Genomic DNA, 24,978 nt, shown 5'->3' with positions numbered 1-24,978 from the left:
CCATGAAAAAACTGCTAAGCCTGCTCGGCGCATTCGCCATTGCCATCACTGCCTACGCGGCGCCCAATCCCGATCCCGATACCCTTAAGGTGGCCCTGTTGCCTGACGAAAACGCCGGCACCGTGATCAAGAACAACCAGCCGCTGAAGGACTACCTGGAGACCTCGCTGGGCAAGAAGATCGACCTGATCGTCACCACCGACTATTCGTCGATGATCGAAGCGATGCGCCACGGCCGCATCGACCTCGCCTATTTCGGTCCGCTGTCCTACGTGCTGGCGCGCCAGAAGAGCGAGATCGAACCCTTTGTCGCCTTGAAGGCCAAGGGCAGCACCACCTACCAGTCGGTGGTGATCGCCAATGCCGGCGCCGGCATCAAGCGCCTCGAAGACATCAAGGGCAAGAACATGGCCTTTGGCGACAAGGCGTCCACGTCCAGCCACCTTATTCCCAAGTCCGTGCTGGCCGAAAAGGGTCTCGATGCGGGCACGGACTACAAGGAACACTTCGTTGGGTCGCACGATGCCGTCGCCATGGCCGTGCAGAACGGCCACGCCCAGGCCGGCGGCCTGAGCCGGCCGATCTTCGAATCGCTGGTGGAACGCAAGATCATCGATCCGGCCAAGGTGACCGTCGTCGAGTATTCGAAACCCTTCCCCCAGTATCCCTGGACCATGCGCTCCAACCTCAAGCCGGAACTCAAGGAGAAGATTCGCGCGGCCTTTCTGAACCTGAAGGATCCCGCCGTGCTCAAGCCCTTCAAGGCGGAAGGATTCGACGTCATCACCGACCGGCACTACGACGTGGTCCGCAATCTCGGCCCCCTGCTCAAGATCGATATCGCCAAATTCCAGTAAGCGCCGATGAATACCGACACGCTCGACCACAGCGGCATACTCGCCCGGCAGCAGCGCGCCTGGAATGTCGGCGCACTGCGCCTGCTGGCAATCCTCTGCCTGATTGTTGCCTGCCTCTACTATGTCGGCCTGTTCGACGGCGAGCGCCTGGCGGAGGGCGGGCCGAGCCTGCTGCGCCTGCTGGGTGAGATGCTGCCGCCGGATTTCGCCAATGCGCGCGACTGGCTCAGGCCGCTGATCGACACCCTGGCCATGAGCGTGGCCGGCACGGCGCTCGCCGTGTCGCTCTCGTTGCCGCTGGCCTTCCTTGCGGCGCGCAACACCACGCCGCATCCGGTGGTCTATCAGTTCACGCGTGGCCTGCTCAATGCCCTGCGCGCGATTCCCGAGTTGATCCTCGGCATCATCTTCGTCGCGGCCGTGGGTTTCGGCGCCCTGCCCGGCGTGCTGGCGCTCGGACTGCATTCCGTGGGCATGATCGGGAAATTCTTTGCCGAAGCCATCGAACATGCCGACGAAGCGCCGATCGAGGCCGCTCGTGCCGCGGGCGCCACGCCGCTGCAGGTGCTGTTGCACGGAGTCATTCCGCAGGTGTTGCCGCAGATGGCGGACATCTCGATCTACCGCTGGGAGTACAACTTCCGCGCCTCGACGGTAATGGGCATGGTCGGTGCCGGCGGCATCGGCTTCGAGTTGATGGGCTCCCTGCGCATCATGCAGTACCAGGAAGTGTCCGCCATCCTGCTGGTGATCCTGCTCATGGTCACTCTGGTCGATACCTTCAGCAGCACTCTCAGAAAACGCTTCAAGTGAACGGAGAAAAAATGAAACCCAAAGTCGTCCTCACCAGTTGGGTGCATCCGGAAGTCATCGACCGGTTGGCACAGCATTGCACGGTCATCCCCAACACCACGCGCGAGCGGCTCGCTCGCGAGGAAATCCTGAGCCGCGCGAAGGACGCCGACGCCATCATGACTTTCATGACCGACAGCGTCGATGATGCATTCCTTGCCGCCTGCCCCCGTCTGCGGGTGGTTGGCTGCGCCTTGAAGGGCTACGACAACTATGACGTCGATGCCTGCACCCGGCGCGGCATCTGGATCACCAACGTGCCGGACCTGCTGACCATACCCACGGCGGAACTGACCATCGGCCTGCTGATCGGGCTGACCCGCAAGATCCTCCAGGGCGATCAACTGGTCCGCAGCGGCAGCTTCGATGGATGGCGGCCGGTGCTTTACGGCGCCGGCTTGACCGGCCGAACCCTGGGCATCATCGGCATGGGCGCGGTGGGGCAGGCCATCGCCGCCCGCTTGCAGGGCTATGAACTGGAGCTGCTCTATGCCGATTCCCTCCCCTTGCCGGTCGCCATGGAGGCTCGTTTAGGCCTGCGCCGCGTAGCCATGGATCGCTTGCTGGCGGACAGCGATTACGTGGTGCCGATGGTTCCCTACGGGGAGGACACGCTGCACCTGATTGATGCCCGCGCCATTGCCGCCATGAAGCACGGCGCCTTTCTGGTCAATGCCTGTCGCGGGTCGGTGGTGGACGAAAAGGCGGTGGCCGACGCGCTTGAGGCCGGCAAGCTGGCCGGGTATGCGGCGGATGTCTTCGAACTGGAGGAGTGGGCCCGGCCGGATCGGCCGACGAAGATATCGGCGCGTCTGCTGGCGGATTCGGAGCGAACGCTGTTTACCCCCCATATCGGCTCTGCCGTAGATTCGGTCCGCATCGCAATTGAAATGGAGGCGACGACCAACATCCTGCAAGTCTTGGCTGGCCAGGAGCCGCAAGGCGCGGTCAATCGCCCGGTGACAAAGGTCGCGGCCTGAGCACACTCAACCTCGATCAGGTGGCGAGTTTTCTCGCCATCGCCCGGCTGGGAAGCTTTCGCATGGCGGCCCGGGAACTGGGGATCTCCCAGGGAGCCATCTCGCAGCAATTGCAGAAGCTGGAGAGGCTTCTCGGCGTCCGTCTCATCGAGCGGGATCCCCAGGGTTGCCGCCTCACGGTGGAAGGGCGGGAGTTCGAAAGCCATGCCGGGAATCTTCAGCGCCTGGCGACCAATGCCCTCAATACGTTCCGGCAGCGTCGCCTCGCCATCGGCGCCAGCAGCAATATTGGCACCTACCTCCTGCAGCCTTACCTGAGAACCTATGGTGATCAGGTTGGGGAGAACGTCGACCTCCAGATACACCGAAACCCGGTGGTTGCAGAAATGCTTGCCAATGGAGACATTGACGTCGCCCTCATGGAGTGGTGGGATGAGCGCCCCGGTTTCGTCTCTCGCGTCTGGCGAACCGAGGATATTGTTGCCATCGTTGCGCCCGATCACCCGTGGGCCCGTATGCCCTGCGTCAATCGCGCCCAATTGAGCCAGACCCCGATGCTTGGCGGCGAGTCCGGCACAGGTACGGGGCGGCTTCTGGCGGAATACCTGGATGTCGAATTGGCGGCACTGCCAGTCGGCGGTAAGCGTCCAACCGATCCACCTGGACTGAAACGCGAGATATCGGCTATGCGGTCTGGCGAAGCGGAAGCAGCGAGTCGATCTCGCTGTTGAGGCAGGTAGGCAGTTTCTCCAGCGTGCCGCGCAGCCAGGCCGCCGGATCGAGACCATTGAGCGTGGCAGTCGCCAGCAGACTCTGGATCGCCGCAGCACGCTGGCCGGCCCGTTCGGAACCCGTGAAGAGCCAGTTCTTCTTACCCAGGCAAATCGGACGGATGGCGTTCTCAACCGGGTTGTTGTCGATCGGCAGAGCGCCGCTCATGGCGTAGCGGGAGAGCGCCGGCCAGCGCTTCAGGCTGTAATCGATCGCCTTGGCGGTGCCACCGCCGTTGGCCACCGTCATGCGCGTCGCGCTCAGCCACTCGTGCATCGACACCAGCAGTGGCAGCGCTTCCCGTTGCCGCAGCGTTGTACGCTCGGCAATCGACATCTCCCGGCCTCGCGCCTCGATCGCGTACAGCGCCGCAATCCGCAGCAACGCCTCCTGAGCAATCGGATGGGCCTGCGCCGCGTTCAGATCGAAATACTTTCGGCGCGCATGGGCGAAGCAACCCAACTCGGTCACCTCCTGACCAAAGAGGGCCTTGTAGCCGCCAAAGTCATCGACCATCAGCGCGCCTTTCCACTCCCCCAGGAAATTCCGCGCATGCGCGCCCGAGCGACTGGTCTGGTAGTCGAACACCACGATGGGCGGCCCGGTCTCCAGCACGTTGCTCATGTAGGCCCACAGGTAGGCCCGCTTGGTCTTGCCGTTGCCCGGATCCAGTTGCTGCACCGGCGTTTCGTCGGCATGCAGTATCTGTCGCTCCAGCAGGCATGCCGTCAAGCGATCGGCCAATGGTTGCAGGGCCACGCCGATACGTCCCACCCATTCGGCCAGGGTCGAGCGGGAGAGCGTCACGCCGTCACGTGCCGCGATGCGTTCCAGCCGGTACAGCGGTAGATGATCGAGGTACTTGCCGATGATCACCCATGCCAGCAAACCTACAGCAGCCATGCCGCCGTCGATCACCGCCGGCGGAATCGGCGCCGCACTCACCGTCTCGCAGGCACGGCAGGCGTACTGCGGACGGATGTGGCGATGGACGAAGAACTTGGCCGGCTCGACATCGAGTTGCTCGCTGATGTCCTCACCGATCTTGACCAGATCCTGGCCGCACTGGCCGCAGGTGCAGGATTCCGGTTCATGGTGATGTTCGATGCGCGGCAGATGCTCGGGCAGTGTCTGACGCCCGGCGCGTGCGCGCTTGGGACGCGGGGTGACGGGCGTCTCTTCCGCTTCCGCCTGGCGCTTGGCGAGTTCCGCTTCGGCGGCGGCGACATCACTGGCCAGGGTCTCCTGGAACAGGTCGCGGGTCTCGGCATCCAGGGCTTCGCTCTTGACGCCAAAGCGCATCCGCCGCAGGTGCGCCAGTTCCAGCGTCAGGGCTTGTATCTTGGTCTGGGCGGCGTGCAGTTCGATGGTGCGCCGGGTGATCTGTTCGGTCGCGCTGCGCTGCGCGTCCTCGATCAGTTTGCGAATCGCCCGCGCCGCCGTGTCCGCTACCGCGGAATCGGCCATGACGCGTTCAAGTTCAGCATGCAAATCCATGCCCAGATTCTATCGGCGAATAGCGCGCGCAGCCCGATGAACAGGTCGTTCCCGCTCGCTTTGTTGTGTCGTTCCAGCCATGATTTTGCGCACGGAGTTTGCATGACAAGACCTCGTCATTACACGCGCCAATGGATCGGGGCCGGGGCATCGAGCCGCTGCCATTCGACACCGGTGACGAGCCACTCCCATTGCCGCGCGGTGAGACCGACGGTGCTCGCGTCCGCGGTCGGCCAGACGAAGTGGCCGCGATGGAGTCGTCGCTGGCACAGCCAGACGCCGGTGCCGTCCCAGATCAAGAGCTTCAACCGTGTCGATCGGCGATTGCGAAAGGCGTAGGCGCTGCCGTCGCAGGGGGATGTCCCCAGGAGATTCTGGATGCGTTGCGACAGGCTGTCGATGCCGCCGCGCATGTCGACCGGTTCGACGGCCAGCCAGACTTGCGCCGGCCGGATCATCGCAGCAGGTCTTTGAGTACGCCGCCGAGCAGCGCGGCGTGGGTGGCGGGCCAGGCCATCTGCACGGCCGTCGCGCCGCGACGAAGGTCGATCCGGATTTCACCGCACTCCCTGGCGACAGGCGCCTCTATCGTCACCGGCACCAGCGCTGTCGGTTTCACATGGCGCGACACGACAACCGCGCCCTTGACCGTGTTTCTCGCGGTTTGCTCGCGATGCTCCTTGACCCAGCGCCGCAGGTAGTTGGCGTTGAGCCCGTTCGCCAATGCCACGCCGGCGACCGATATGCCGGGTTGCAGGCAAGCTTCGATGACTTGCGCCTTGAACTCCGGCGTGTGCGTCCTGCGTGTGCGCCGCGCCGCCGGCTTCGCCACCTTTGGGTGCATGTGTCCACCTCAAAATGCGTGGACACTATCTGCCCAATCCCTCGGTCAGCAAGGTGGATGGGCTGGACGCATACAGTCGGCGCGCGCCTGGGTTCAACCGCTGCGGTCAAGCAATGGGTAAAAGCCGGGATGGGGGTGTCGTTGGTACTTGCCGGCACCATCGAAGACGAGGTCAAAACGACGCAGCTGGTCGCCATCCCGCTGGAAGGGAGTCCAACACCGCGCAAGGCCCTCCACGTGATCTGGCGCGATTCACTCTCCGAGAAGCATGCTGCTTGTCGCTTCGGAAATTGGCTGGCTAAGTATGCTGCTTGATTCCAATCGTCGCTCGGAAGGTAGCTTTGCCGAACTGTGCCCCGATAGAGTCAGCGTTCGACAGTCAGCAATGCGATGGGTTACCGGTCGCTCGTAGCCAGCAATTTGTCAGCTACATCAATGCCCGCTTGTGGCCGGTTGGGTGAGTAGGCGTTTCAGCCAGTAAGCCGACACTCCCCGACACCTAAAATTTTCAATGGCTGCAATGTGGCTGCATGTGACTGCTGATTAGACTTCTGTGACGAACTGCTCGCGCGGACGGCGTACCTTCTTGAGTTTAACCAGCCAGTCACCTTCTTCTTGGCGATAGCCCAAGGGAAGAATCGCCACACTACGCAGACCCCGCGCAGGCAGACTCAGAATCTCGTCGAGTGCCTTGGGGTCGAACCCTTCCATGGGGGTGCCATCCACTTCTTCAAAGGCCGCTGCGATCAATGCCGCCGACAGCCCAATATAGGCTTGCCGTGCGGTGTGCTGGAAGTTGACCTCTGCGCTGCGCTGCGGGTAGCTATCCAGCAGCATGTTCCGGTAGTTCTCCCACCCTTCATTCTTGACGCCACGCACCTCGTTGGTCAGGTCAAACATGTGATTGATACGCTCAGGTGTGTAGTTATCCCATGCGGCAAAGACCAGCAAGTGCGAGCAATCCGTTATCTGACTCTGGTTCCACGCGATAGGCTTAATGCGTGTGCGCACCTCGGCACTGGTGACCACCACAATCTCGAAGGGTTGCAGCCCGCTCGAAGTGGGAGCCAAACGGGCAGCTTCAAGGATGCGCTCAACCTTTTCTTGCGACACCCTTTTGCCCGGGTTCATCTTCTTGGTGGCGTAGCGCCAATTCAAGCAATCAATCAACGCGGTAGTTTGGGGCATGAGAGATTTCCTTGGTTTGAGATTTAGGGGTTGCATTACGCAAGTAATGGCCGAGAGCCAGCTACGACGTTTTATAGGGTATCGGCCAGATGCAGCCAAATTTCATTTCGCCGCAAGAACCATGGCGTGAAGGGGGCGTTGTAGCGGGAGTAAATGGGTTCGCCCACCCAATTCAGATTGGCCGCGCGCAAAGCAGTCTGCAGTTCGGCCAAGTGCTGGTTATAGTTGGCATCTGACCAAAATCCCGAATAACGAATGACCGCCACGCGACTGGGTGCAATGTCGCGCAGTGTAACCCGCGTATCTAGAGGCTCGGGGGCGCTGGCTCGTGTTACGCCTTTTGGCAGCACGAACTGAACCCGAAAGCCGCCAGGTGCGACTGTTTGGGTGACGGGTGCGGTCATCTCTAGCGTGACCGGCTCAGCGGCCTGCGTGACCGGTGCAGTCATGGCAAACTTTTGTGTGCCCGTGTTCTTGCCAAAGATGTAGCCCGCCAGAATCGGAAAGGCCAGATTCCCAGCTTCTTCAGCTGGCCCAGGCACTACGACCTCGGCGACTGAGTATGTTGCATATTCGCGTAGTTCGATATTGTCGAGCGTCTGGACTACCTTGTAGTCGGGCTCTTCTGTGGCATGGCTGGGCATAGGATGGACGAACAAGATGAGAGCAGATAGTGCAGCCCAAGCGGTGACATGGGACATCACGCATTTTTTGAGCTGCACGCCATGCAGCAATTGCCAGTCCATATTTATATTCCGTGTTCTAGGTGGCTATGGGTTTGCAGTATGGGGTATTCATGAATGATTGAACGTGCGATAGCGAACATGAAGCGCCGAATGTACATATTTCAGCCTCATTGCAATGTTTGGCGACTGTTCCACTCGAATACCCGCCACTGAACCGCTGATGGCTCGACCGGTAGCAGAGGACACAGTCCGGCAATAGACTGATAAACCAAGCGGTCGTTCGAGTTGACTTGCGAACCTACGACCGCTGGCCTGCCGGACGTCTGCAATCCCCCCGCGACACAGCCATGTGTCAGTTGTTAGACAAAAGCCTACGTAATCCCAATAAACCAAGGAGCGGGCCTGGCAGCAATAGCCAAGCGATGTCGGCACCCCAATCAACTAGCCAACGTGTACTAAGTTGTATGGAGATCATGGTTATAGCAAAGCCGATGGCATTTTGAAAAGCGAGTGCACTACCAACTATATCTGGCGGGCAGGCACGAGCCGACATTGCCGAAAAATGGGGCGAATCCGCTACCACGCTAGCTCCCCAGAGGAGGAGCAAAGCAATCTTTGCCGAACTCGGCCAGTCGCTTGTGAGAGGATATAAAGTGCAACACAAGGCAGATATGGCGAGCGCTGAGGCCGCAACACGGGCGCTACCGATACGCTTGCTCCACCACCCACCTAGTATGCAACCACCTGCACCGATACCGATGATCAGGAAAGCGAAGCCGAAAAGAGGGGGCGTTGCTTGTTTAGCTAACCCTGATAGAACAACAAACGCAGGCACCAGTGTCCAAAAGGCATAGAGCTCCCACTGGTGGCCGAAATAACCGAATGCCGAAGCTCGAAATTTTGGGTCTGTAAATATTAGCAATACGCGCCCAAGCCGTAGAGGAGGTGAGTCGTGACGCCTCCTAAGATGCGGCCCATCACCAAGGAAAAAGATCATTACTGCAGCAAGGAGTGCCAAACAAGAGGATATTGTTAAGGTTAATTGCCATGATGCGCTTTCACCAAAAAAACGGATTCCATGCGGCAAAGCGGTGCCTAGAGTGAGCATGCCAACCAGCCAAGCTAGCGCTACACCTGCTCGCTCTGGCACCCAACTCACCACCAGTTTCATCCCAAGCGGATAAATTCCAGCCAAACAGAGCCCTACCGAGAAACGCAGCAATACCCCACTGGCCATGCCGACCGAAAGCCAAGCGAATGCAGTGTTGAGTAGCGCTCCAAGCGTGGCACAGACTGCATAGATGCGACTTGCAGGGAATCGGTCGGCAAGTCCAGAAATTGAGAGGCTTAGCGTACCTACGATAAATCCGAGCTGAACGGCATTGGTCAGTGTGCCAATGTCTGCCGGTGTAATACCCCAACTGCGAATCAGGTCATCTGCAGCACTATTAGCGGAAAACCACAAGGAAGTGCCGAAAAGTTGAGCGATAACAATCAGAAATACCGGGTGCCGCATATTGGCAAATCGGGAATAAAGAAAAGAGAGCAGGATAGCGCGAAAATACGCCTCTTATGAGCCTCGCCACATTTGATCTCCAACACACCGGCATCTGCCAAAGGTGCTTCGCTCAGCATAAGTTGTAATTCATTCTACAAAAAGTTGCCGTAAAGCCTGACCGGCAGCTAACCGCCTCATTGCCGACTGAGTCAGCCAGCAAGCCGAACGGCGGCAGTGGCCGAACTGCTGTCGGATGGATGGTTCAGGTGAGCGGCAGCTATAGGATCAGTAACCTGCCGTAGCCCATGAGAACATCATCAGGCCGCTCAGGGCACGCTGCTGTCACCCGACCAAGCCGAGCCTGAACGACGGCAATTTGAGTGCTGCGGCCACTGGGTATGCTAATGTCAGCAGTCGGCTTCCAGTCCAAAGCATGCACACGCACCACTGGTACAGTTCCAACCAATTGAAGTTGCATTCGAGATGCTGATTCCAACCTTGGCGGTCAAGCCCAATTGGACTTCGAAATCTTCGTTATCCAACCCTGGAATGCAAATAGCCCATGCTTTCCGTTTAGGTCATGACAATATTCTATCGACGATACCGAACAAGGCCGAGACTACTGATTGCGAACTTCGTGGCCATAATACATACTTGTGATAATGGCGAAACCAACCGAAAACGCTGACTCATTCACTCACTTTGTTGTGATGTATGTATTATTACGGCAGATAATGATCCTCGTCGGCCATGTCACCAAGGAAGGCAGCCTGGCCGGTCCGCGCGTGCTGGAACACATGGTCGACACCGTGCTCTACTTCGAGGGCGACACGCATTCGAGCTTCCGCCTGGTGCGCGCGGTGAAGAACCGCTTCGGCGCGGTCAACGAACTTGGCGTGTTCGCCATGACCGACAAGGGATTGCGCGGCGTCGCCAATCCTTCGGCACTGTTTTTGTCACAGCATTCGCTCGACGTTGCCGGCTCCTGCGTGCTGTGCACCCAGGAAGGCACGCGACCCCTGCTGGTCGAGATCCAGGCACTGGTCGACGGCTCGCAGGCGCCGAGTCCGCGCCGGCTGACGGTCGGCCTCGAACAGAACCGCCTGGCGATGCTGCTGGCGGTATTGCATCGTCATGCCGGGATCGTCTGCAGCGATCAGGATGTATTCGTCAATGCCGTCGGCGGCGTGAAGATCTCCGAGCCGGCGGCCGACCTCGCGGTTTTGCTGGCCATCGTCTCGTCCCTGCGCAACAAGCCCTTGCCGGGCAAGCTGGTGGTCTTCGGCGAAGTCGGCCTGGCCGGCGAGATCCGCCCCGCGCCGCGCGGCCAGGAGCGACTGAAGGAGGCTGCAAAGCTCGGCTTCACCCATGCCATCGTGCCCAAGGCCAATGCGCCGCGGCAGGCCATCAAGGGCCTCGAAGTCATCGCGCTCGACCGCGTCGAACAGGCCATCGAACAGATGCGGGCGTGGTGATGAGCGCCGAGCGCAGGGCCGCCCCAAGCCGGCGCCAGCCAGCAACACGGAAACCGGGCAGTGCCCGGTTGAACAACCATCACCCCCACCCTCGGGGCGGGGGCTGGGGGGGGGGCAGATGAAACTCGCCCTGCGCATGCTTGCCCGCGACTGGCGTGCCGGCGAGCTGACCGTGCTGGGGGTTGCGCTGCTGCTGGCGGTCGCGGCGCTGACCAGCGTCGGCTTTCTGACCGATCGTGTCGAACAGGCCTTGAAGCTCGAATCCCATCAATTGCTCGGCGGCGATCTGCTGCTGACCGCCGACCATCCGTGGGCCGATCGCTTTCGCCAGGAGGCTGCGGCACGCGGCCTGCGGCAGGCCGAGAGCGCCACCTTCCCGAGCATGGTGAGCCTGGGCGGCGTTGCCTTGCTCGCCGAAATCAAGGCCGTATCGGCGGGATATCCATTGCGCGGGACATTGCGCACGGCGCCGGTGCCCAATGCCGCCGATGCCGAAAATGCACATGTGCCGCAAACTGGCGAAGCCTGGCCGGACGAGCGCCTGGCGACCACGCTGGGCCTTGCCGCGGGCACCGCATTGACGCTGGGACGAATCACGGTGATCAGCGGCCCGGTGCTGACGCTGGAGCCGGATCGCGGCATGAACGTGTTCGCACTGGCACCGCGCCTGATGATCAACTTCGCCGATCTGCCGGCGACCGGGTTGATCCAGAGCGGCAGCCGTGTCGGCTATCGCCTGCACCTGGCCGGCGAAGCGGCGGCGGTGGCTGCGTACGAAAACTGGGCCAGGGCGCAACTCGGGCGCGGAGAGAAGATCGAAAGCCTCGACAACGCAAGGCCCGAGATTCGCAACGTGACCGAGCGCGCGCAGCGCTTCCTGCGCCTGGCTGCGCTGCTGGCGGTGATTCTGGCCGCCGTGGCCGTGGCGCTGGCGGCTGAACGCTACATGCGGCGACATCTCGACAGCTGCGCGGTAATGCGCTGCATGGGCGCCTCGGCACCGCAGTTGCTGCTGATCCATGGCGGCGAATTCCTGCTGTTCGGACTTGCCGCAACACTGTCGGGCTGTGTCGTCGGCTTTGGCGTGCAGGCAGCGCTGCAACAGCTGCTCGCCGGTTTGCTGGTGACGAAATTGCCGGCACCTTCGCTGTTGCCCTGGCTGCATGGCCTGCTGGTGGGGCTTACGCTGATCGTCGGCTTCGCCCTGCCGCCCCTGCTGCGCTTGAGGCGCGTGCCGACGATACGCGTACTGCGGCGCGAATGGAGCGGCTCCGAGCCGGCTTCGGTTGGCGCCTATCTGCTGGGTGCGCTGGTGCTGGCGGCGCTGATGTTGTGGATGGCGGGTGAGTTGCGCCTTGGATTGATCGTGCTGGTCGGCTTCATGATTGCGCTCGGCTTCTTTGCCCTGATGGCGCGTCTGTTGCTGGCCGCCCTGGGCAGGCTGCGTCCGGCAGGCAGAGGCTATGGCTGGCGTCACGGGCTGGCCAACCTGCGTCGGCGCCTGGCGGCGACGCTGGTCCAGGCGGTAGCCCTGGCGCTGGGACTCACTGCCTTGCTGCTGCTCACCGTGGCGCGCGGCGATTTGCTCGATAGCTGGCTGGCGCGCGTGCCGGCGGATGCGCCGAATCGATTCGCCATCAATATCCAGCCCGATCAGCGTGTCGCCATCGCCGACTTCTTCAAGGCGCGCGGACTGTCGGCGCCGGAACTGGAGCCGATGGTGCGCGGGCGGCTGGTGCAGGTCAATGGACAGGCTGTCGGCCCGGAGAGCTACGCCGACGATCGCGCCCAGCGCCTGGTCGATCGCGAGTTCAACCTGTCCTGGTCGGCCCGGCTTCCTGCCGGCAACACGGTCAGCGGAGGGCGTTGGCACGGCGCCACGTCTGATGCGGAGTTTTCGGTCGAGAAAGGATTGGCCGAGACGCTGAATCTCAAGCTGGGCGATCGCCTGACATACGACATCGCCGGCAACCGTGTCGAAGCGGCGATCACCAGCCTGCGCAAACTCGATTGGGACTCGATGCGCGTCAACTTTTTCGTCGTGTCACCACCCGGTGTACTCGACAAATACCCGGTCAGCTACATCACCAGTTTCCATCTGCCGTCAGAAAAGGCCGGTGCAATTCCCGAACTGGTGCGGGCTTTCCCGAACCTGACCGTGATCGATGTCGCCGCGCTGGTCAAGCAGTTGCATGCGACGATCGACCAGGTCGCCCGGGCCGTGCAACTGGTGTTCGGCTTTGCCGTACTGGCGGGGCTGGCGGTACTGTACGCGGCGCTGCAGGCCAGCAGCGACGAACGCCGCCACGAACTGGCCGTGCTGCGGGCCCTGGGCGCGAGCAGCAGGCAGCTTTCGGGCGCGGTGCTGGTCGAGTTTGCGGCGCTTGGCGCACTCGCCGGGCTGCTGGCGGGGATTGCCGCCAGCCTCATCGGCTGGGGCCTGGCGCGCTTCGCCTTTCGCCTCGATTACCTGCCGCAGCCTGAGCTCTGGTTGATCGGTCTGCTGTCGGGTACGGTGCTCGTGGTCGTCGCCGGCTGGCTCGGTGTTTCCTCCATGCTGCGGCAGTCGGCGCTGCCGGCCCTGAGGGCGGCGCAATAGTTATCGGCGCTAGGCGGACAGGGCCGCACATCGGTCTTGATAGGTCGCATGTATGGGGCAATAGGGATTGCGTATAATCCGGCCCGGCCACGGTGGGCAGTAAGCGGCTGTTCAGCCCCCCCCGTGCCATGCTTCACCGCGCCTGCCCTGATTCACCGATGCATTGCCGTTCGGGATGATGAAGCGGCGCGACTGACCACTGACCTTCCTTGCAGAAACGCGGAGACCCCATGAGCGCAACCCTGACCCTGATTCCCGCCACGCTGATTCCCGGTGATGGCATTGGCCCCGAAATTACCGCCGCGACCGTCGAGGTGCTCGCCGCACTCGGCGCTCCCTTCCAGTGGGAAACCCAGGTGGCGGGTCTGGCCGGTGTCACCGCCTGTGGCGATCCGCTGCCGCCGGCCTGCATCGAAAGCATCCGCAAGAACAAGCTGGCGCTCAAGGGACCGCTGGAAACCCCGTCGGGCGGCGGCTACCGTTCGTCCAACGTGCGCCTGCGCGAGGAATTCAAGCTGTACGCCAACCTGCGTCCGGCCAAGACCATCGTTCCCGGCGGCCGCTTCGACAACATCGATCTGGTGATGGTGCGCGAGAACAACGAAGGCCTCTACATGGGCTACGAGCATTACATCCCGATCGACGGCGACCCGCATGCAGTGGGCATGTCCACCGGCATCAACACCCGCCAGGGCTGTCGCCGCATCGTCCGCTTCGCCTTCGACTACGCGGTCAAGCAGGGCCGCAAGAAGGTGACCGTGGTACACAAGGCCAACATCATGAAGGCGCTGACCGGCATCTTCCTCGAAACGGCGCGCGAGATTTACGCCGCCGAGTACAAGGACAAGATCATCATGGACGAGATCATCGTCGACGCCTGCGCCATGAAGCTGGTGATGAACCCGTGGCAGTTCGACGTGCTGGTGACGACCAACCTGTTCGGCGACATCCTGTCCGACCAGATGGCCGGCCTGGTCGGTGGACTGGGCATGACGCCGGGTGCCAACATCGGCGAAGACGCGGCGATTTTCGAGGCGGTGCATGGTTCGGCGCCGGACATCGCCGGCAAGGGCATCGCCAATCCCACCGCGCTATTGATGGCGGCCGGAATGATGCTCGACTACGTCAAGCGCAAGGACCTCGGCGATCGCCTGCGCCAGGCCATCGACGACGTGCTGAACAAGGATCAGGTGCGCACCGGTGATCTCGGTGGCAGCGCCACTACCGACCAGTACGCAAAGGCGCTGGTGGCCAAAATAAGGGGCTGATTGCCCTCTGTCAGGACATAAACGCGCTGACACAAAAACTGCAGGGCGCTGCGGCGTTCCTGCGCGGTGCATAATTGCACCATGAGCATGCCATCGATAGTGTCGTCACCGCGGGGCCCCGGATCACGGTGGTGGCTGCCCTCGCTGCTGTTTGTGGCAGTGGGGTCCGCCGTGATGGCGTCCTGGGCGCTTGACTGGAGGCATGCCGAGGACACCATGCAGTCCATGGCGCGGGAGCGGGGCGCTGCATTGTTCCAGTTGGTGGAACTGGCTCGCGACTGGAATGCCCGGCATGGCGGTGTCTATGTGCCGGTAAGCGAGACCACGCGCCCCAATCCTTATCTCGAACATCAGCGGCGCGACGTGGTAACGCAGGACGGGGTTGCGCTGACCATGGTCAACCCGGCTTTCATGACGCGGCAGCTTGCCGAGATCGCCGAATACGCCGATGGCGTCAAGCTGCACATCACCAGCCTGAAGCCGATCCGTCCCGCCAATGCGCCGGATGCCTGGGAAACGGAAGCCTTGCGCCGATTTGAAGATGGCGTCGACGAGGTTGTCGAACTGATCCCGGGGCCTTCGCCAGTGCATCGTTACATGGCGCCGCTCAAGGTCAAGCAGGCTTGCCTGGCTTGTCACGCGAAGCAGGGCTACACGCTGGGACAGATTCGCGGCGGGATTTCGGTCACCATGCCGGCAGGCCATTTGCTTGCGGTCCGGGACTCCGAACTTGTCCGTACCAGCATGGTGCACGCACTGGTACTGGCCATCATCATGGCTTTGCTGCATCTGCTGGTGGCGCGTACCCGTCGCCATGTGGCGGCACTGGAAAAGCTTGCCGCCACGCAGGAACAGGTGATCGCTGAACGCACCGGCTCCTTGATGACGGCCAATCAGGATCTGGCGCGGCAGGTCGTCGAGCGTGAATTGGCGGCGGCGGTATTCCAGAACGCCGCCGAGGCGATCATTGTCACCGACGATGCCGGCCTCATCGTGCAGGTCAATCCGGCGTTTTCGATCATCACCGGGTACGAGTCATCCGATGTCCTGGGCAGGCCGGTGTCGCTCCTGAAATCCGGGCGACACTCACGCGAGTTCTTTACCGGAATGTGGCATGGACTCAAGCGGGATGGCCGTTGGCAGGGCGAGGTCTGGAATCGGCGCAAGGATGGAGAAATTTTCGTTGTCTGGCTTTCCATCACCCGAATCGCCGGCGGCGGACAGCCGGTGCGCTTTGTGGCGACGCTGACGGACATTACGCGGCGCAAGGAACTGGAAGAGAAACTTCGCCATCAGGCCTACCATGATCCGCTGACCGGCCTGCCCAATCGCGCGCTGTTTGCCGACCGGCTGCAGGTCGCGATCTCGCAGGCCCATCGTCATGGCCGCATGTTTGCCCTGTGTTTCGCCGATCTCGACAAGTTCAAGCCGGTCAACGATCAATTGGGACATGCCGCCGGCGACGACTTGCTGATCGAGACCGCCCGACGGCTGCGCGTCAGCGTGCGTGCGGCAGATACGGTGGCGCGGCTGGGTGGCGACGAATTCGGCGCCATTCTCACTGAGGTCGGTTCGCGGGCCGAAGTCGAAGAAGTGGCCGCGCGCATCGTTGCCGAGCTTGCACGACCCTTTGAACTGAAGGCCGGCACCGCAAGCATCTCGTGCAGCATCGGCGTCGCACTGTTTCCCGAACACGGGGTGGATGTCGATACTTTGCAGCACAATGCGGATGCGGCACTTTATGCGGTCAAGGAAGCGGGTCGCAACGCCTACCGCTTCTATGTGATCGGCGGCGCAGAGAACTGAGGCCGCACGGAAAGACTGATTGTCCCCGGCCCGGATATTTTGTCTGCGCCAGCGCCAGCGCCAGCGCCGGTTCAGTTCAGGATTCGCGCCAGTTGAATGCGGAACTCCCTTACCAGATCGTCATTGCGCGGTTCGGTGCCCAGCAGCGCGAATAGATCCAGCATGTTTTTGCGTGCAACTTCGTCGTGCCACTTGCGGTCGCGGCGAACAATTTCCAGAAGCTGTTCGAGCGCTGGCCGGTAGTCGCTGGCCAATGCCAGCGCGTTCGCCAGTTGCAGCCGGGCATCCAGGTCGCCGGGATTGGCATCAATGCGGGCCGTCAGTGTCAGGGGATCGGCTCCTGTACCGGCAACCACCAGCTTTAGCCGGGCCTGCAGGGCCCGTACGCGAGTGAGGTCGCGTGCCTTGTGTTCATGTGCATCGAGGATCGCCCTGGCGGCATCCACGTTGTGCATGTCGATGTGAATTTCGGCGAGATCGAGTTGCACGGCCTCATCGGCGGGGGCGATTTGCGCCGCGTCGGCCAGCAATGAGCAGGCAACTTCGGGTTCGCCCCTGGCTCGGGCCTCCTGTGCAGCTATCCGCAGCGGTTCGGCGGGCGAGGGCAGCAGGTTGTCGATGAAAGCCCGGACCTGCATTTCGGGCAGGGCGCCGGTGAACTCATTGACCATTTCGCCATTGACGAAGGCCTTGACGCTGGGAATCCCGCGCACGCCGCAACGCGCGGCGAGTTCCTGGTGCTGGTCGGAGTTGACCTTGGCGAGCATGAAGCGTCCGCCATATTCGCCGGCCAGCTTTTCGAGCACGGGCTTGAGCACCCGGCAGGGCGCGCACCACTCCGCCCAGAAGTCCACCAGCACCGGTACGCGTTTCGATGCTTCGAGGACCTTTTCCTGAAAATCGGCGGTGCCGGTGTCAAACGAAAACGTGCTCATGGCAACCTGTAGAGGGGAGTCTGTTCTCGCTCGACGGCTTGCGGGATCAACCTTCGGCGGCGTCGAACAGGGTTACGTCATTGGCCGCGCGATGCACCACGATCTCATTGCTGGCGACCAGTGTTTCGTAGAAGCAGACCTGGTTGCGGCCGTGGGTCTTGGCGTAATACAGCGACTGATCGGCGTGGCCCAGCAGTTCCACGGGAATAGAGGTATCCTGGATTTCGGTGACGCCGATGCTCACCGTAACCTTGCTGACCTGTGGAAAGGCGTGGTTTTCGATCGAGCGGCGCAGGCGCTCGAACGTCATGTCGGCATCGTTGCGATCATCGACGTAGACAATCACGACAAATTCCTCACCGCCAAAACGGTAGATCAGGTCGGTTTTGCGGAAGGTGCTTTGCAGTATGCGGGCAAGGATGATCAGGACTTCGTCGCCGTACAGGTGGCCGAACTTGTCGTTGATGCTCTTGAAATGATCGATATCGATCTCGCCCAGGAAAAAGCTGCCATTGCCATCGTCGACCCTGCGTTTCTGCCGCCCTTTTCCGCCGTCCAGATAGGCGCGACGAATGAGGCCGAGAGCCCGGTCGAGCTGGTCGTCAAAGGTATGCCGGTTGAGCAGTCCGGTGAGGCGATCGATCTGCGAATCCTTGAGTACCGCGAGGTAGTTGTCGTAGACCCGAAACAGGCTGGTCATCATCGCCTGTTCATCGTTCGACAGTTCCGGCGCCCGGCGCACCAGCAGGTAGCCGATGACCCGACGCGAGTGGCTCATGATGGGAAATGCGGTCACGCCCTCGGCGCTGACAAGATGCGAGAACGATTCGGGAAATGGTGCATGGGATGTTTCGCCGCCGCGCAGGGCAATCGCGAATTCCGGTGCTTCGTCAGCGTTGGCATGGAAAATGGCCGCCCAGTCGGGAGCAAACAGCTGGGCAACGGTTTTGAGCAGGCTGGTTTCGAGCAGATCGACATCACGGTGATCCGTGAGTGCCGCAATCATGCGGACAACTTCAGGTGGGGATTGCTTGACCATAGCCATAAAGTAATACGCCCGGGTGGATTTGATTAATCAAGCAGTTTCGCAGGCTTCGCCGTTCAATGCAAATCTGCCGCCGGGTCGCCGGCAGGGGCGGCAAGCGCAGGGGTATAATCCGACACTTGCATTTTCCCCCTGAATTTCACCCGTTCCCCTCTTTTCATCATGGCTGATTTCCTTGCCCTGCGTGGCACTGCCGCGTTTTCGGCGCCCCGCCTCGCACGCCTGCAGAGGGCTGTTGCCGGCTCCGTTTCGGGAGGCCGGCTGGCTGCCGAACACTGGTATTTCATCGAACTGGAAGGACCGCTTCGCGCAGATGAAACCGGCCGGTTGAAGGACTTGCTCGGGGTTCCTGCGCAATTGCCGGCGCCGCCTGACGGAGAACTGTTGTTGGTGACTCCGCGCCTCGGCACCATCTCGCCATGGAGTTCCAAGGCGACCGATATTGCCCGCAATTGCGGATTCGCCAATGTGAAGCGCATCGAGCGCGGCACGGCATTTCACGTGTCGGGAGCGATTGGCGGCGAGCGCGAAAAGTCGGCGCTGGCGACACGGCTTCATGACCGGATGACGGAATCCGTGCTCGATTCCATCGATGCAGCCAGGGCCCTGTTCCAGCATGTTGCGCCGCAGCCCTTGAGCACCGTGGATTTGCTCGCCGGCGGACGCGATGCCCTGGTCAAGGCCAACGTCGAGTTGGGGCTGGCACTTTCCGCTGACGAGATCGATTATCTGGCGGAGAACTTCGGCAAACTCCAGCGCAATCCGACCGACGTCGAACTGATGATGTTCGCCCAGGCCAATTCGGAACATTGTCGGCACAAGATATTCAACGCCAGCTGGACCGTCGATGGCGTAGACCAGCCGCTGTCCCTGTTCGGCATGATCCGCGAGACTCACAAGGCGCATCCTGATGGCACCGTGGTGGCCTACTCGGACAATGCGGCGGTGATCGAGGGCGCTGCGATCCGGCGTTTCTACCCGCGCGCCGACGGCGGCTACGAGTACGGCGAAGAAACCACGCACATCCTGGCCAAGGTCGAGACACACAACCATCCGACCGCGATCTCGCCGTTTCCCGGTGCGGCGACCGGCTCCGGCGGCGAGATTCGCGACGAGGGCGCGACCGGTCGCGGTTCCAAGCCCAAGGCCGGCCTCTGCGGCTTCTCCGTGTCGGACCTGAAGATTCCCGGTTACGCGCAGCCTTGGGAATCGAATTACGGCAAGCCCGAGCGCATCGCCTCCGCGCTCGACATCATGATCGAAGGTCCGATCGGTGCCGCGGCATTCAACAACGAATTCGGCCGACCCAATCTCGCCGGCTATTTCCGCAGCTTCGAGCAGGAATTCAATGGCGAGATGCGCGGCTACCACAAGCCGATCATGATCGCCGGCGGCCTCGGCAACATTGCCGCCGACCACGCCTTCAAGATACGTTTCCCGGCCGGCAGCCTGCTGATCCAGCTCGGTGGTCCCGGCATGCTGATCGGCCTCGGCGGCGGCGCCGCGTCGTCGATGGCGACCGGCGCCAACACCGCCGATCTCGATTTCGCCTCGGTGCAGCGCGGCAACCCGGAAATCCAGCGCCGCGCCCAGGAAGTCATCGACCGCTGCTGGCAGCAGGGCGACGGCAATCCGATACTTGCCATCCACGACGTCGGTGCCGGCGGCATTTCCAACGCGATGCCGGAACTCGCGCACGATGCAGGATGCGGCGCGGCTTTCGATCTGCGCGCGCTGCCCAGCGAAGAGCCGGGCATGAGCCCGCGCGAGATATGGAGCAACGAGGCGCAGGAGCGCTATGTGCTGGCCATCGCGCCCGAACGGCTGGAAGAATTCCGCGCCCTGTGCGAACGCGAGCGCTGTCCTTTCGCGGTGCTCGGCGTCGCCACCGACGACGGCCAACTCACGGTGAAGGACGACCACTTCGGCAACAAGCCGGTCGATATGCCGATGGAAGTGCTGCTCGGCAAGGCGCCGAAACTGCATCGCGACGCGCGCCGCCATCAGGTCGTCATGCCGCCGCTCGATGTCGCGGGCATCGACCTGAAGGAGGCGGCGCTGCGCATCCTGCGCCTGCCGGCGGTCGCATCGAAAAATTTCCTGATCACCATCGGCGATCGCAGCGTCGGCGGCTTCACGGCGCGCGACCAGATGGTCGGCCCCTGGCAAGTGCCGGTCGCTGACGTCGCCGTGACCGCGATGGGCTATGACACGCTGCGCGGCGAGTGTTTCGCCATGGGCGAACGCACGCCGCTGGCACTGCTCGACGCCGCGGCGTCGGGCCGCATGGCGGTGGGCGAGGCGCTGACCAACCTGGCGGCTGCGGATGTCGGCGACATTGGTCGCGTCAAGCTTTCCGCGAACTGGATGGCGGCTGCCGGCCATGGTCATGAAGATGCCGCGCTGTTCGATACGGTCAAGGCCGTTGGCCTGGAGTTCTGTCCGGCGCTCGGCGTCTCGATTCCGGTCGGCAAGGATTCGCTGTCGATGCGGACCAAATGGGAAGGAAACGGGGAAGAACAGGGCGTGGCAAAACAGGTCACTGCGCCGCTGTCTTTGATCGTTTCCGCCTTCGCTCCGGTCGGGGATGTGCGCCGCACACTGACGCCGCAATTGCGGCCGGATGCCGAGGTCGGTGAAACCGAACTGGTGCTGATCGATCTGGGAGAGGGACGCAACCGCTTGGGCGGTTCGGCCCTGGCACAGGTCCATGGCGTCAGTGGCGATCTGCCGCCGGATGCCGATGCGGCATCGCTCAAGGCCTTCTTCGGCGCGATCCAGGCGCTCAATCGTGACGGAAAAATTCTCGCTTATCACGACCGTTCGGACGGCGGCCTGTTCGCGACCGTCTGCGAAATGAGCTTCGCCTCGCATGTCGGCATCTCGTTGAATCTGGACGGACTCTGCTACGACCCGTTGATGAACGACGTCGACGGCAGCGAGCGCTTTCCGCAAATCGCCGGCCGCCAGCGCGACCGCGTGATCACGGCGCTGTTCAACGAAGAACTCGGCGCCGTGCTGCAGATCCGCCGCGAGGACCGCACCGCGGTGATGCAGACATTGCGCGATGCCGGCCTCGGCGCCTGCACGCATGCCATCGGCACCACCAATACGGCCGACGAAGTGCGCGTCTGGCGCAACGCCAAGACGGTGTTTGCGGCCCACCGCAACGAGCTGCAGCGGGTCTGGAGCGAGGGCAGCTTCCAGATCGCCCGGCTGCGCGACGACCCGGCTTGCGCCCAGGAAGAGTTCGATGCGCTGCTCGATGCCGACAATCCCGGTTTGTCGATGACGCTGAAGCTGGAGTCGGGCGCGCCCTTCGTCGCCACCGGGGCGCGACCCAAAATCGCTATCCTGCGCGAGCAGGGCGTGAATGGTCACGTCGAAATGGCTGCGGCCTTCGAGCGTGCCGGCTTTGCGCCGTATGACGTACATATGTCCGACCTGCAAGCCGGTCGTGTGCATCTGGCATCGTTCTCGGGACTGGCCGCCTGCGGCGGTTTCTCTTACGGCGACGTGCTCGGCGCGGGGCAGGGCTGGGCCAAATCGGTGCTGTTCAACGACCGGCTGCGCGACGAATTCGCGGCCTTCTTCAATCGTGCCGACAGCTTCGCACTGGGCGTCTGCAACGGCTGCCAGATGATGGCGCATCTGGCTCCGATCATTCCCGGCGCGCAGGACTGGCCGACTTTCCAGCGCAATCGCAGCGAGCAGTTCGAGGCGCGCGTGGTGATGGTCGAAATTCCGCCGTCGCCTTCGATCCTGCTGGCCGGCATGGCCGGCTCGAAGCTGCCCGTGGTGGTCAGCCACGGCGAAGGGCGCGCCGAATTTGCCGCCGGTCAGGGCGGCAAGGCCCTGGCGGCCATGCGTTACATTGACAATCGAGGCGCGACGGCAACGACCTATCCCTTCAATCCCAACGGTTCGCCCGACGGTATCGCCGGTGTGACGACCGCCGACGGCCGATTCACGATCATGATGCCGCACCCCGAGCGCACCTTCCGCAGCGTGCAAATGTCATGGCAGCCGCCGGGACTGGGCGAGGACGCACCGTGGCTCGCCATGTTCCGCAACGCGCGGCGCTGGCTGGGGTAGGCGAAAAGTCGGCGCCGGCGATACGGCGCCTGAAACAAAAACGGGAGCCGCAGCTCCCGTTTTTGCTTGATGCCGACCAGGCCTACTCGACCTTGGCCTTGGCGCGCAACTCGTCGATGTGCTTTTGCACCTGACGCTGCTGAAGTTGCTGGCCGATCTGGCCCTTGGCTTCCTCGATGCCCGGCAGCTTGAGCTCGCGCGTATCTTCAAGCTGGATGACATGCCAGCCGAAGTCGCTCTTCACCGGGGTTTCGGTGAACTTGCCTTTTTCCAGCTTGACCATCGCCGCCGAGAAAGCCGGAACGAATGAGGCCGGGTTGGCCCAGCCGAGGTCGCCGCCGCGTTCCTTGGAACCGGGATCCTTGGAATCCTTGGCCAGGTCTTCGATCTTCTCGCCCTTCTTCAGCTTCGCGATGATGGCCTTGGCTTCATCTTCCTTCTCGACCAGGACATGGCGGGCCTTGTACTCCTTGCTGCCGAGCTTGGCCTTGATTTCCTCGTATTCCTTCTTGATCTGATCCTCGGTGACCGGGTGGGTTTTCACAAAGTCGTTGAGGTAGGCGCCGATCAGCACACCCTGACGGGCAAGGTCCATCTGGCCCTGAACCTCGGGCTTCTTGTCGAAGCCTTTCTTGATGGATTCCTGCGTCAGCACCTCGCGGCGAACCAGCTCTTCCGTAACGGCCTTGCGCAGTTCCGGGGAATCGGGCTGGCCTTGTGCTGCCTGGCCGGCGATCAGCGCATCGGCGCGAACCTTGGGAATGGCCTTGCCATTGACGGTGGCGAACGTTGCCGAATCCTTCTTCTGGGCAAAGGCTGGGGCTGCGCTCACCGATACGGCGAAGGCAAGCAGGAGGGCGTGGCGGAGAGTACGGTTCATCGTGGTTCCTGAATGGTGTTTTGAGGAAATTGTCATTTTTCGTCGGGGGTTTTTGCGGTAATGCTAAGTGCGTGAATTTCCCGCTTCATCAGCGGACCCAAGGCATCATACACCAAGCGATGTCTTTCCATTGTCCTGCAACCGGCAAAGCGCGGCGAGACAATCGACAGCCGGAAATGGCCTCCGCCGCTCCTGGCACCCGCGTGGCCGGCATGCTTCGCCGAGTCGTCGATGATCTCGACCGCAACGGGGTCGAGCGTGGCGAGTTGCGCCCGCATCGCATCGATGACGCTCACGATTTCGGGAAGACTTGCCTGAAGGGACGCACCGTGACGCGGCCATAGACGCCGGCGGCGACATAAGGGTCGGCATCGGCCCAGGCCTGGGCCGCAACGAGCGAGTCGAATTCGGCCACGATCAGGCTGCCGGAAAAGCCCGCGGGCCCGGGGTCCGGACTGTCGATGGCGGGGCAGGGGCCGCCCAGAACCAGGCGTCCGGCGGCATCCAGTTCGGTCAGGCGGGCAAGGTGGGCCGGGCGGCTGGCGAGGCGCTTCTCAAGACTGTTCGGCACGTCTTCGCCGACGATTGCATAAAGCATCAGGATTTCTCCGAAGGACCGCTGGGTTGGGGGGAGGAGGATTCCTTCTCGTCGGGCAGGTATCTGGCGAGCACCATGCCCTGGGCGACGATGAAGGCGATCATCAACCCCATGCCGCCGAAGAGCTTGAAGCTGACCCAGGTGTCGGTGCTGAAGCTGAACGCAACCCAGAGGTTGATTACGCCCATGACGGAGAAGAAGCCGATCCAGGCCAGGTTGAGCCGGCTCCAGAGTCCTTCGGGCAGTTCCACCTGTTTTTCCAGCATGGCGCGGATCAGGTTCTTGCCGAAGAAACGGGCCGAGCCGAACAAGGTTGCCGCGAATAGCCAGTAGAGCACGGTCGGCTTCCACTTGATGAAGGTTTCGTCGCGCAGGACCAGTGTCGCGCCGCCGAAGACCACCACCAGCGCCAGGCTGATCCACAGCATGGTGTCCACCTTGCCGTGGCGATGCCAGACCCAGCCGATCTGCGCGGCCGTGGCGGCGATCACCACGCCGGTAGCGACGTAGATGTCGAAGGCCTTGAAGGCGGCAAAGAAGAGGATGATCGGGAAGAGGTCGAAGAGGAATTTCATGGGCGGGATTATAAGATGCCGAACCAGTGCAACTCGAGCGAAGCGAGCAAATCAGTCGCCCCCTTCCTTGGGGAGGGGGTGGGGGAGGGTTCATCGTCAACGCATAAACTCAGCGAAGCTGAATTTATGCAGTAGCGCAGGCCGGTGGGGGCCGGGCCGTCGGGAAAGACGTGGCCGAGATGGGCGCCGCAGTTGCTGCAGACGACTTCGGTGCGGCGCATGAAATGGCTGTTGTCGTCGATTTCGGTGATGCCTTGCGCATTTACCGGCGCCGTGAAGCTGGGCCAGCCGCAGCCGGAGTCGAACTTGGTCGTCGATTCGAACAGCGGCTCGCCGCAGCCGATGCAGCGATAGGTGCCGGGATCCTTGCAGTCCCAGTATTCGCCGCTGAAGGCGCGCTCGGTGCCTTTTTCGCGGGCGACGTGGTACTGCATGGGCGTAAGCTGCGCGCGCCATTCGGCGTCGGTCTTGCTGATCCTGGGTTTGGTGCTCATGAGTCCCTCCGGGGCGCTGACTATAATCGCGGCCA

The 24,978-nt window shown here is 62.2% G+C and carries 22 protein-coding genes and 1 pseudogene; 10 read left to right on the top strand and 13 right to left on the bottom strand.

Annotated elements, in window-relative coordinates:
- Nucleotides 1–2: 2 nt before the first annotated feature.
- The 4 genes from phnD to SUTH_RS11135 are packed head-to-tail and all read left to right on the top strand — an operon-like array spanning nucleotide 3 to nucleotide 3,420.
- Nucleotides 3–857 carry a phosphate/phosphite/phosphonate ABC transporter substrate-binding protein gene (phnD, locus tag SUTH_RS11150; RefSeq protein WP_041099290.1) on the top strand — a complete coding sequence of 285 codons (855 nt, stop codon included), beginning with the start codon at nucleotides 3–5 and terminating at the stop codon, nucleotides 855–857.
- Between the two features lie 6 nt (nucleotides 858–863).
- Nucleotides 864–1,670 carry a phosphonate ABC transporter, permease protein PhnE gene (phnE, locus tag SUTH_RS11145; RefSeq protein ID WP_041099288.1) on the top strand — a complete coding sequence of 269 codons (807 nt, stop codon included), beginning with the start codon at nucleotides 864–866 and terminating at the stop codon, nucleotides 1,668–1,670.
- Between the two features lie 11 nt (nucleotides 1,671–1,681).
- Entirely contained in the window at nucleotides 1,682–2,689 is a 1,008-nt protein-coding gene (locus tag SUTH_RS11140) for a phosphonate dehydrogenase (RefSeq protein ID WP_041102223.1), read from the top strand.
- 20 nt (nucleotides 2,690–2,709) lie between these two features.
- Complete coding sequence (locus SUTH_RS11135; protein WP_084207361.1) at nucleotides 2,710–3,420, top strand: LysR family transcriptional regulator; 711 nt, start codon at nucleotides 2,710–2,712, stop codon at nucleotides 3,418–3,420.
- Here SUTH_RS11135 and tnpC read toward each other — a convergent pair.
- From tnpC to tnpA, 3 genes are all read right to left on the bottom strand, one after another.
- Nucleotides 3,374–4,957, bottom strand: coding sequence for an IS66 family transposase (gene tnpC / locus SUTH_RS11130; protein WP_041099286.1), 1,584 nt, complete (start codon nucleotides 4,955–4,957; stop codon nucleotides 3,374–3,376). The genes SUTH_RS11135 and tnpC overlap by 47 nt on opposite strands.
- Nucleotides 4,958–5,076: 119 nt before the next feature.
- A complete protein-coding gene (tnpB, locus tag SUTH_RS11125; protein WP_041099284.1) occupies nucleotides 5,077–5,415 on the bottom strand; it encodes an IS66 family insertion sequence element accessory protein TnpB in 339 nt (112 codons plus the stop codon).
- The gene (gene tnpA, locus SUTH_RS20080; RefSeq protein ID WP_041099282.1) at nucleotides 5,412–5,801 is read right to left on the bottom strand and encodes an IS66-like element accessory protein TnpA; all 390 of its coding nucleotides are present in this window, start codon (nucleotides 5,799–5,801) and stop codon (nucleotides 5,412–5,414) included. The genes tnpB and tnpA overlap by 4 nt, the downstream gene beginning before the upstream one ends.
- Before the next feature lie 57 nt (nucleotides 5,802–5,858).
- Here tnpA and SUTH_RS20075 point away from each other — a divergent pair, with 57 nt between their 5' ends.
- Nucleotides 5,859–6,116, top strand: coding sequence for a LysR substrate-binding domain-containing protein (locus tag SUTH_RS20075; RefSeq protein ID WP_041099280.1), 258 nt, complete (start codon nucleotides 5,859–5,861; stop codon nucleotides 6,114–6,116).
- Nucleotides 6,117–6,344: 228 nt separating this feature from the next.
- On the opposite strand, the gene SUTH_RS11110 is transcribed toward SUTH_RS20075, so the two are convergent.
- From SUTH_RS11110 to SUTH_RS19090, 3 genes are all read right to left on the bottom strand, one after another.
- Complete coding sequence (locus tag SUTH_RS11110) at nucleotides 6,345–6,989, bottom strand: NAD(P)H-dependent oxidoreductase (RefSeq protein WP_041099279.1); 645 nt, start codon at nucleotides 6,987–6,989, stop codon at nucleotides 6,345–6,347.
- A gap of 71 nt (nucleotides 6,990–7,060) precedes the next feature.
- The gene (locus SUTH_RS11105) at nucleotides 7,061–7,735 is read right to left on the bottom strand and encodes an SOUL family heme-binding protein (RefSeq protein WP_197539575.1); all 675 of its coding nucleotides are present in this window, start codon (nucleotides 7,733–7,735) and stop codon (nucleotides 7,061–7,063) included.
- Between the two features lie 292 nt (nucleotides 7,736–8,027).
- The gene (locus tag SUTH_RS19090; RefSeq protein WP_084207360.1) at nucleotides 8,028–9,191 is read right to left on the bottom strand and encodes an MFS transporter; all 1,164 of its coding nucleotides are present in this window, start codon (nucleotides 9,189–9,191) and stop codon (nucleotides 8,028–8,030) included.
- 716 nt (nucleotides 9,192–9,907) lie between these two features.
- On the opposite strand from SUTH_RS19090, the pseudogene SUTH_RS11095 reads away from it, so the two are divergent.
- From SUTH_RS11095 to SUTH_RS11080, 4 genes and pseudogenes are all read left to right on the top strand, one after another.
- Nucleotides 9,908–10,648, top strand: a pseudogene (locus SUTH_RS11095) (magnesium chelatase domain-containing protein); the annotation flags it as partial.
- 118 nt (nucleotides 10,649–10,766) lie between these two features.
- A complete protein-coding gene (locus SUTH_RS11090) occupies nucleotides 10,767–13,247 on the top strand; it encodes an ABC transporter permease (protein ID WP_041099274.1) in 2,481 nt (826 codons plus the stop codon).
- 230 nt (nucleotides 13,248–13,477) lie between these two features.
- The gene (locus tag SUTH_RS11085) at nucleotides 13,478–14,515 is read left to right on the top strand and encodes an isocitrate/isopropylmalate dehydrogenase family protein (RefSeq protein ID WP_041099272.1); all 1,038 of its coding nucleotides are present in this window, start codon (nucleotides 13,478–13,480) and stop codon (nucleotides 14,513–14,515) included.
- Between the two features lie 216 nt (nucleotides 14,516–14,731).
- The gene (locus SUTH_RS11080; RefSeq protein ID WP_231850995.1) at nucleotides 14,732–16,321 is read left to right on the top strand and encodes a diguanylate cyclase domain-containing protein; all 1,590 of its coding nucleotides are present in this window, start codon (nucleotides 14,732–14,734) and stop codon (nucleotides 16,319–16,321) included.
- Between the two features lie 71 nt (nucleotides 16,322–16,392).
- Here SUTH_RS11080 and SUTH_RS11075 read toward each other — a convergent pair whose 3' ends face one another.
- Nucleotides 16,393–17,256, bottom strand: a complete 864-nt coding sequence (locus SUTH_RS11075) for a tetratricopeptide repeat protein (RefSeq protein WP_041099271.1) — start codon at nucleotides 17,254–17,256, stop codon at nucleotides 16,393–16,395.
- 46 nt (nucleotides 17,257–17,302) lie between these two features.
- Nucleotides 17,303–18,262 (bottom strand): GGDEF domain-containing protein, encoded by a 960-nt coding sequence (locus SUTH_RS11070; RefSeq protein ID WP_052473553.1) that lies wholly within the window; start codon nucleotides 18,260–18,262, stop codon nucleotides 17,303–17,305.
- A gap of 201 nt (nucleotides 18,263–18,463) precedes the next feature.
- Between SUTH_RS11070 and purL the strand changes: the two genes are divergently transcribed.
- Nucleotides 18,464–22,396: a phosphoribosylformylglycinamidine synthase gene (gene purL / locus SUTH_RS11065; protein WP_041099269.1), complete on the top strand. Its 3,933-nt coding sequence runs from the start codon at nucleotides 18,464–18,466 to the stop codon at nucleotides 22,394–22,396.
- Between the two features lie 82 nt (nucleotides 22,397–22,478).
- Here the strand turns inward: purL and SUTH_RS11060 are convergent, their stop codons facing one another.
- From SUTH_RS11060 to msrB, 5 genes are read right to left on the bottom strand one after another with little or no spacing between them, the layout of a single operon-like run.
- Complete coding sequence (locus SUTH_RS11060) at nucleotides 22,479–23,276, bottom strand: peptidylprolyl isomerase (protein ID WP_052473552.1); 798 nt, start codon at nucleotides 23,274–23,276, stop codon at nucleotides 22,479–22,481.
- A gap of 32 nt (nucleotides 23,277–23,308) precedes the next feature.
- Nucleotides 23,309–23,572, bottom strand: coding sequence for a BolA family protein (locus SUTH_RS11055; protein ID WP_041099267.1), 264 nt, complete (start codon nucleotides 23,570–23,572; stop codon nucleotides 23,309–23,311).
- Entirely contained in the window at nucleotides 23,569–23,874 is a 306-nt protein-coding gene (locus SUTH_RS11050; RefSeq protein ID WP_041099263.1) for a YciI family protein, read from the bottom strand. Before SUTH_RS11050 ends, SUTH_RS11055 begins: the two co-directional genes overlap by 4 nt.
- Nucleotides 23,874–24,449: a septation protein A gene (locus SUTH_RS11045; protein WP_041099261.1), complete on the bottom strand. Its 576-nt coding sequence runs from the start codon at nucleotides 24,447–24,449 to the stop codon at nucleotides 23,874–23,876. The genes SUTH_RS11050 and SUTH_RS11045 overlap by 1 nt, the downstream gene beginning before the upstream one ends.
- 8 nt (nucleotides 24,450–24,457) lie before the next feature.
- Complete coding sequence (gene msrB, locus SUTH_RS11040) at nucleotides 24,458–24,943, bottom strand: peptide-methionine (R)-S-oxide reductase MsrB (RefSeq protein ID WP_070099343.1); 486 nt, start codon at nucleotides 24,941–24,943, stop codon at nucleotides 24,458–24,460.
- Nucleotides 24,944–24,978 lie beyond the last annotated feature (35 nt).

It is taken from the genome of Sulfuritalea hydrogenivorans sk43H, assembly GCF_000828635.1.
GTDB lineage: Bacteria > Pseudomonadota > Gammaproteobacteria > Burkholderiales > Rhodocyclaceae > Sulfuritalea > Sulfuritalea hydrogenivorans.
The sequence above is the reverse complement of the archived record's forward strand: the minus strand, read 5'-3'. Positions and strand labels throughout refer to the sequence as shown.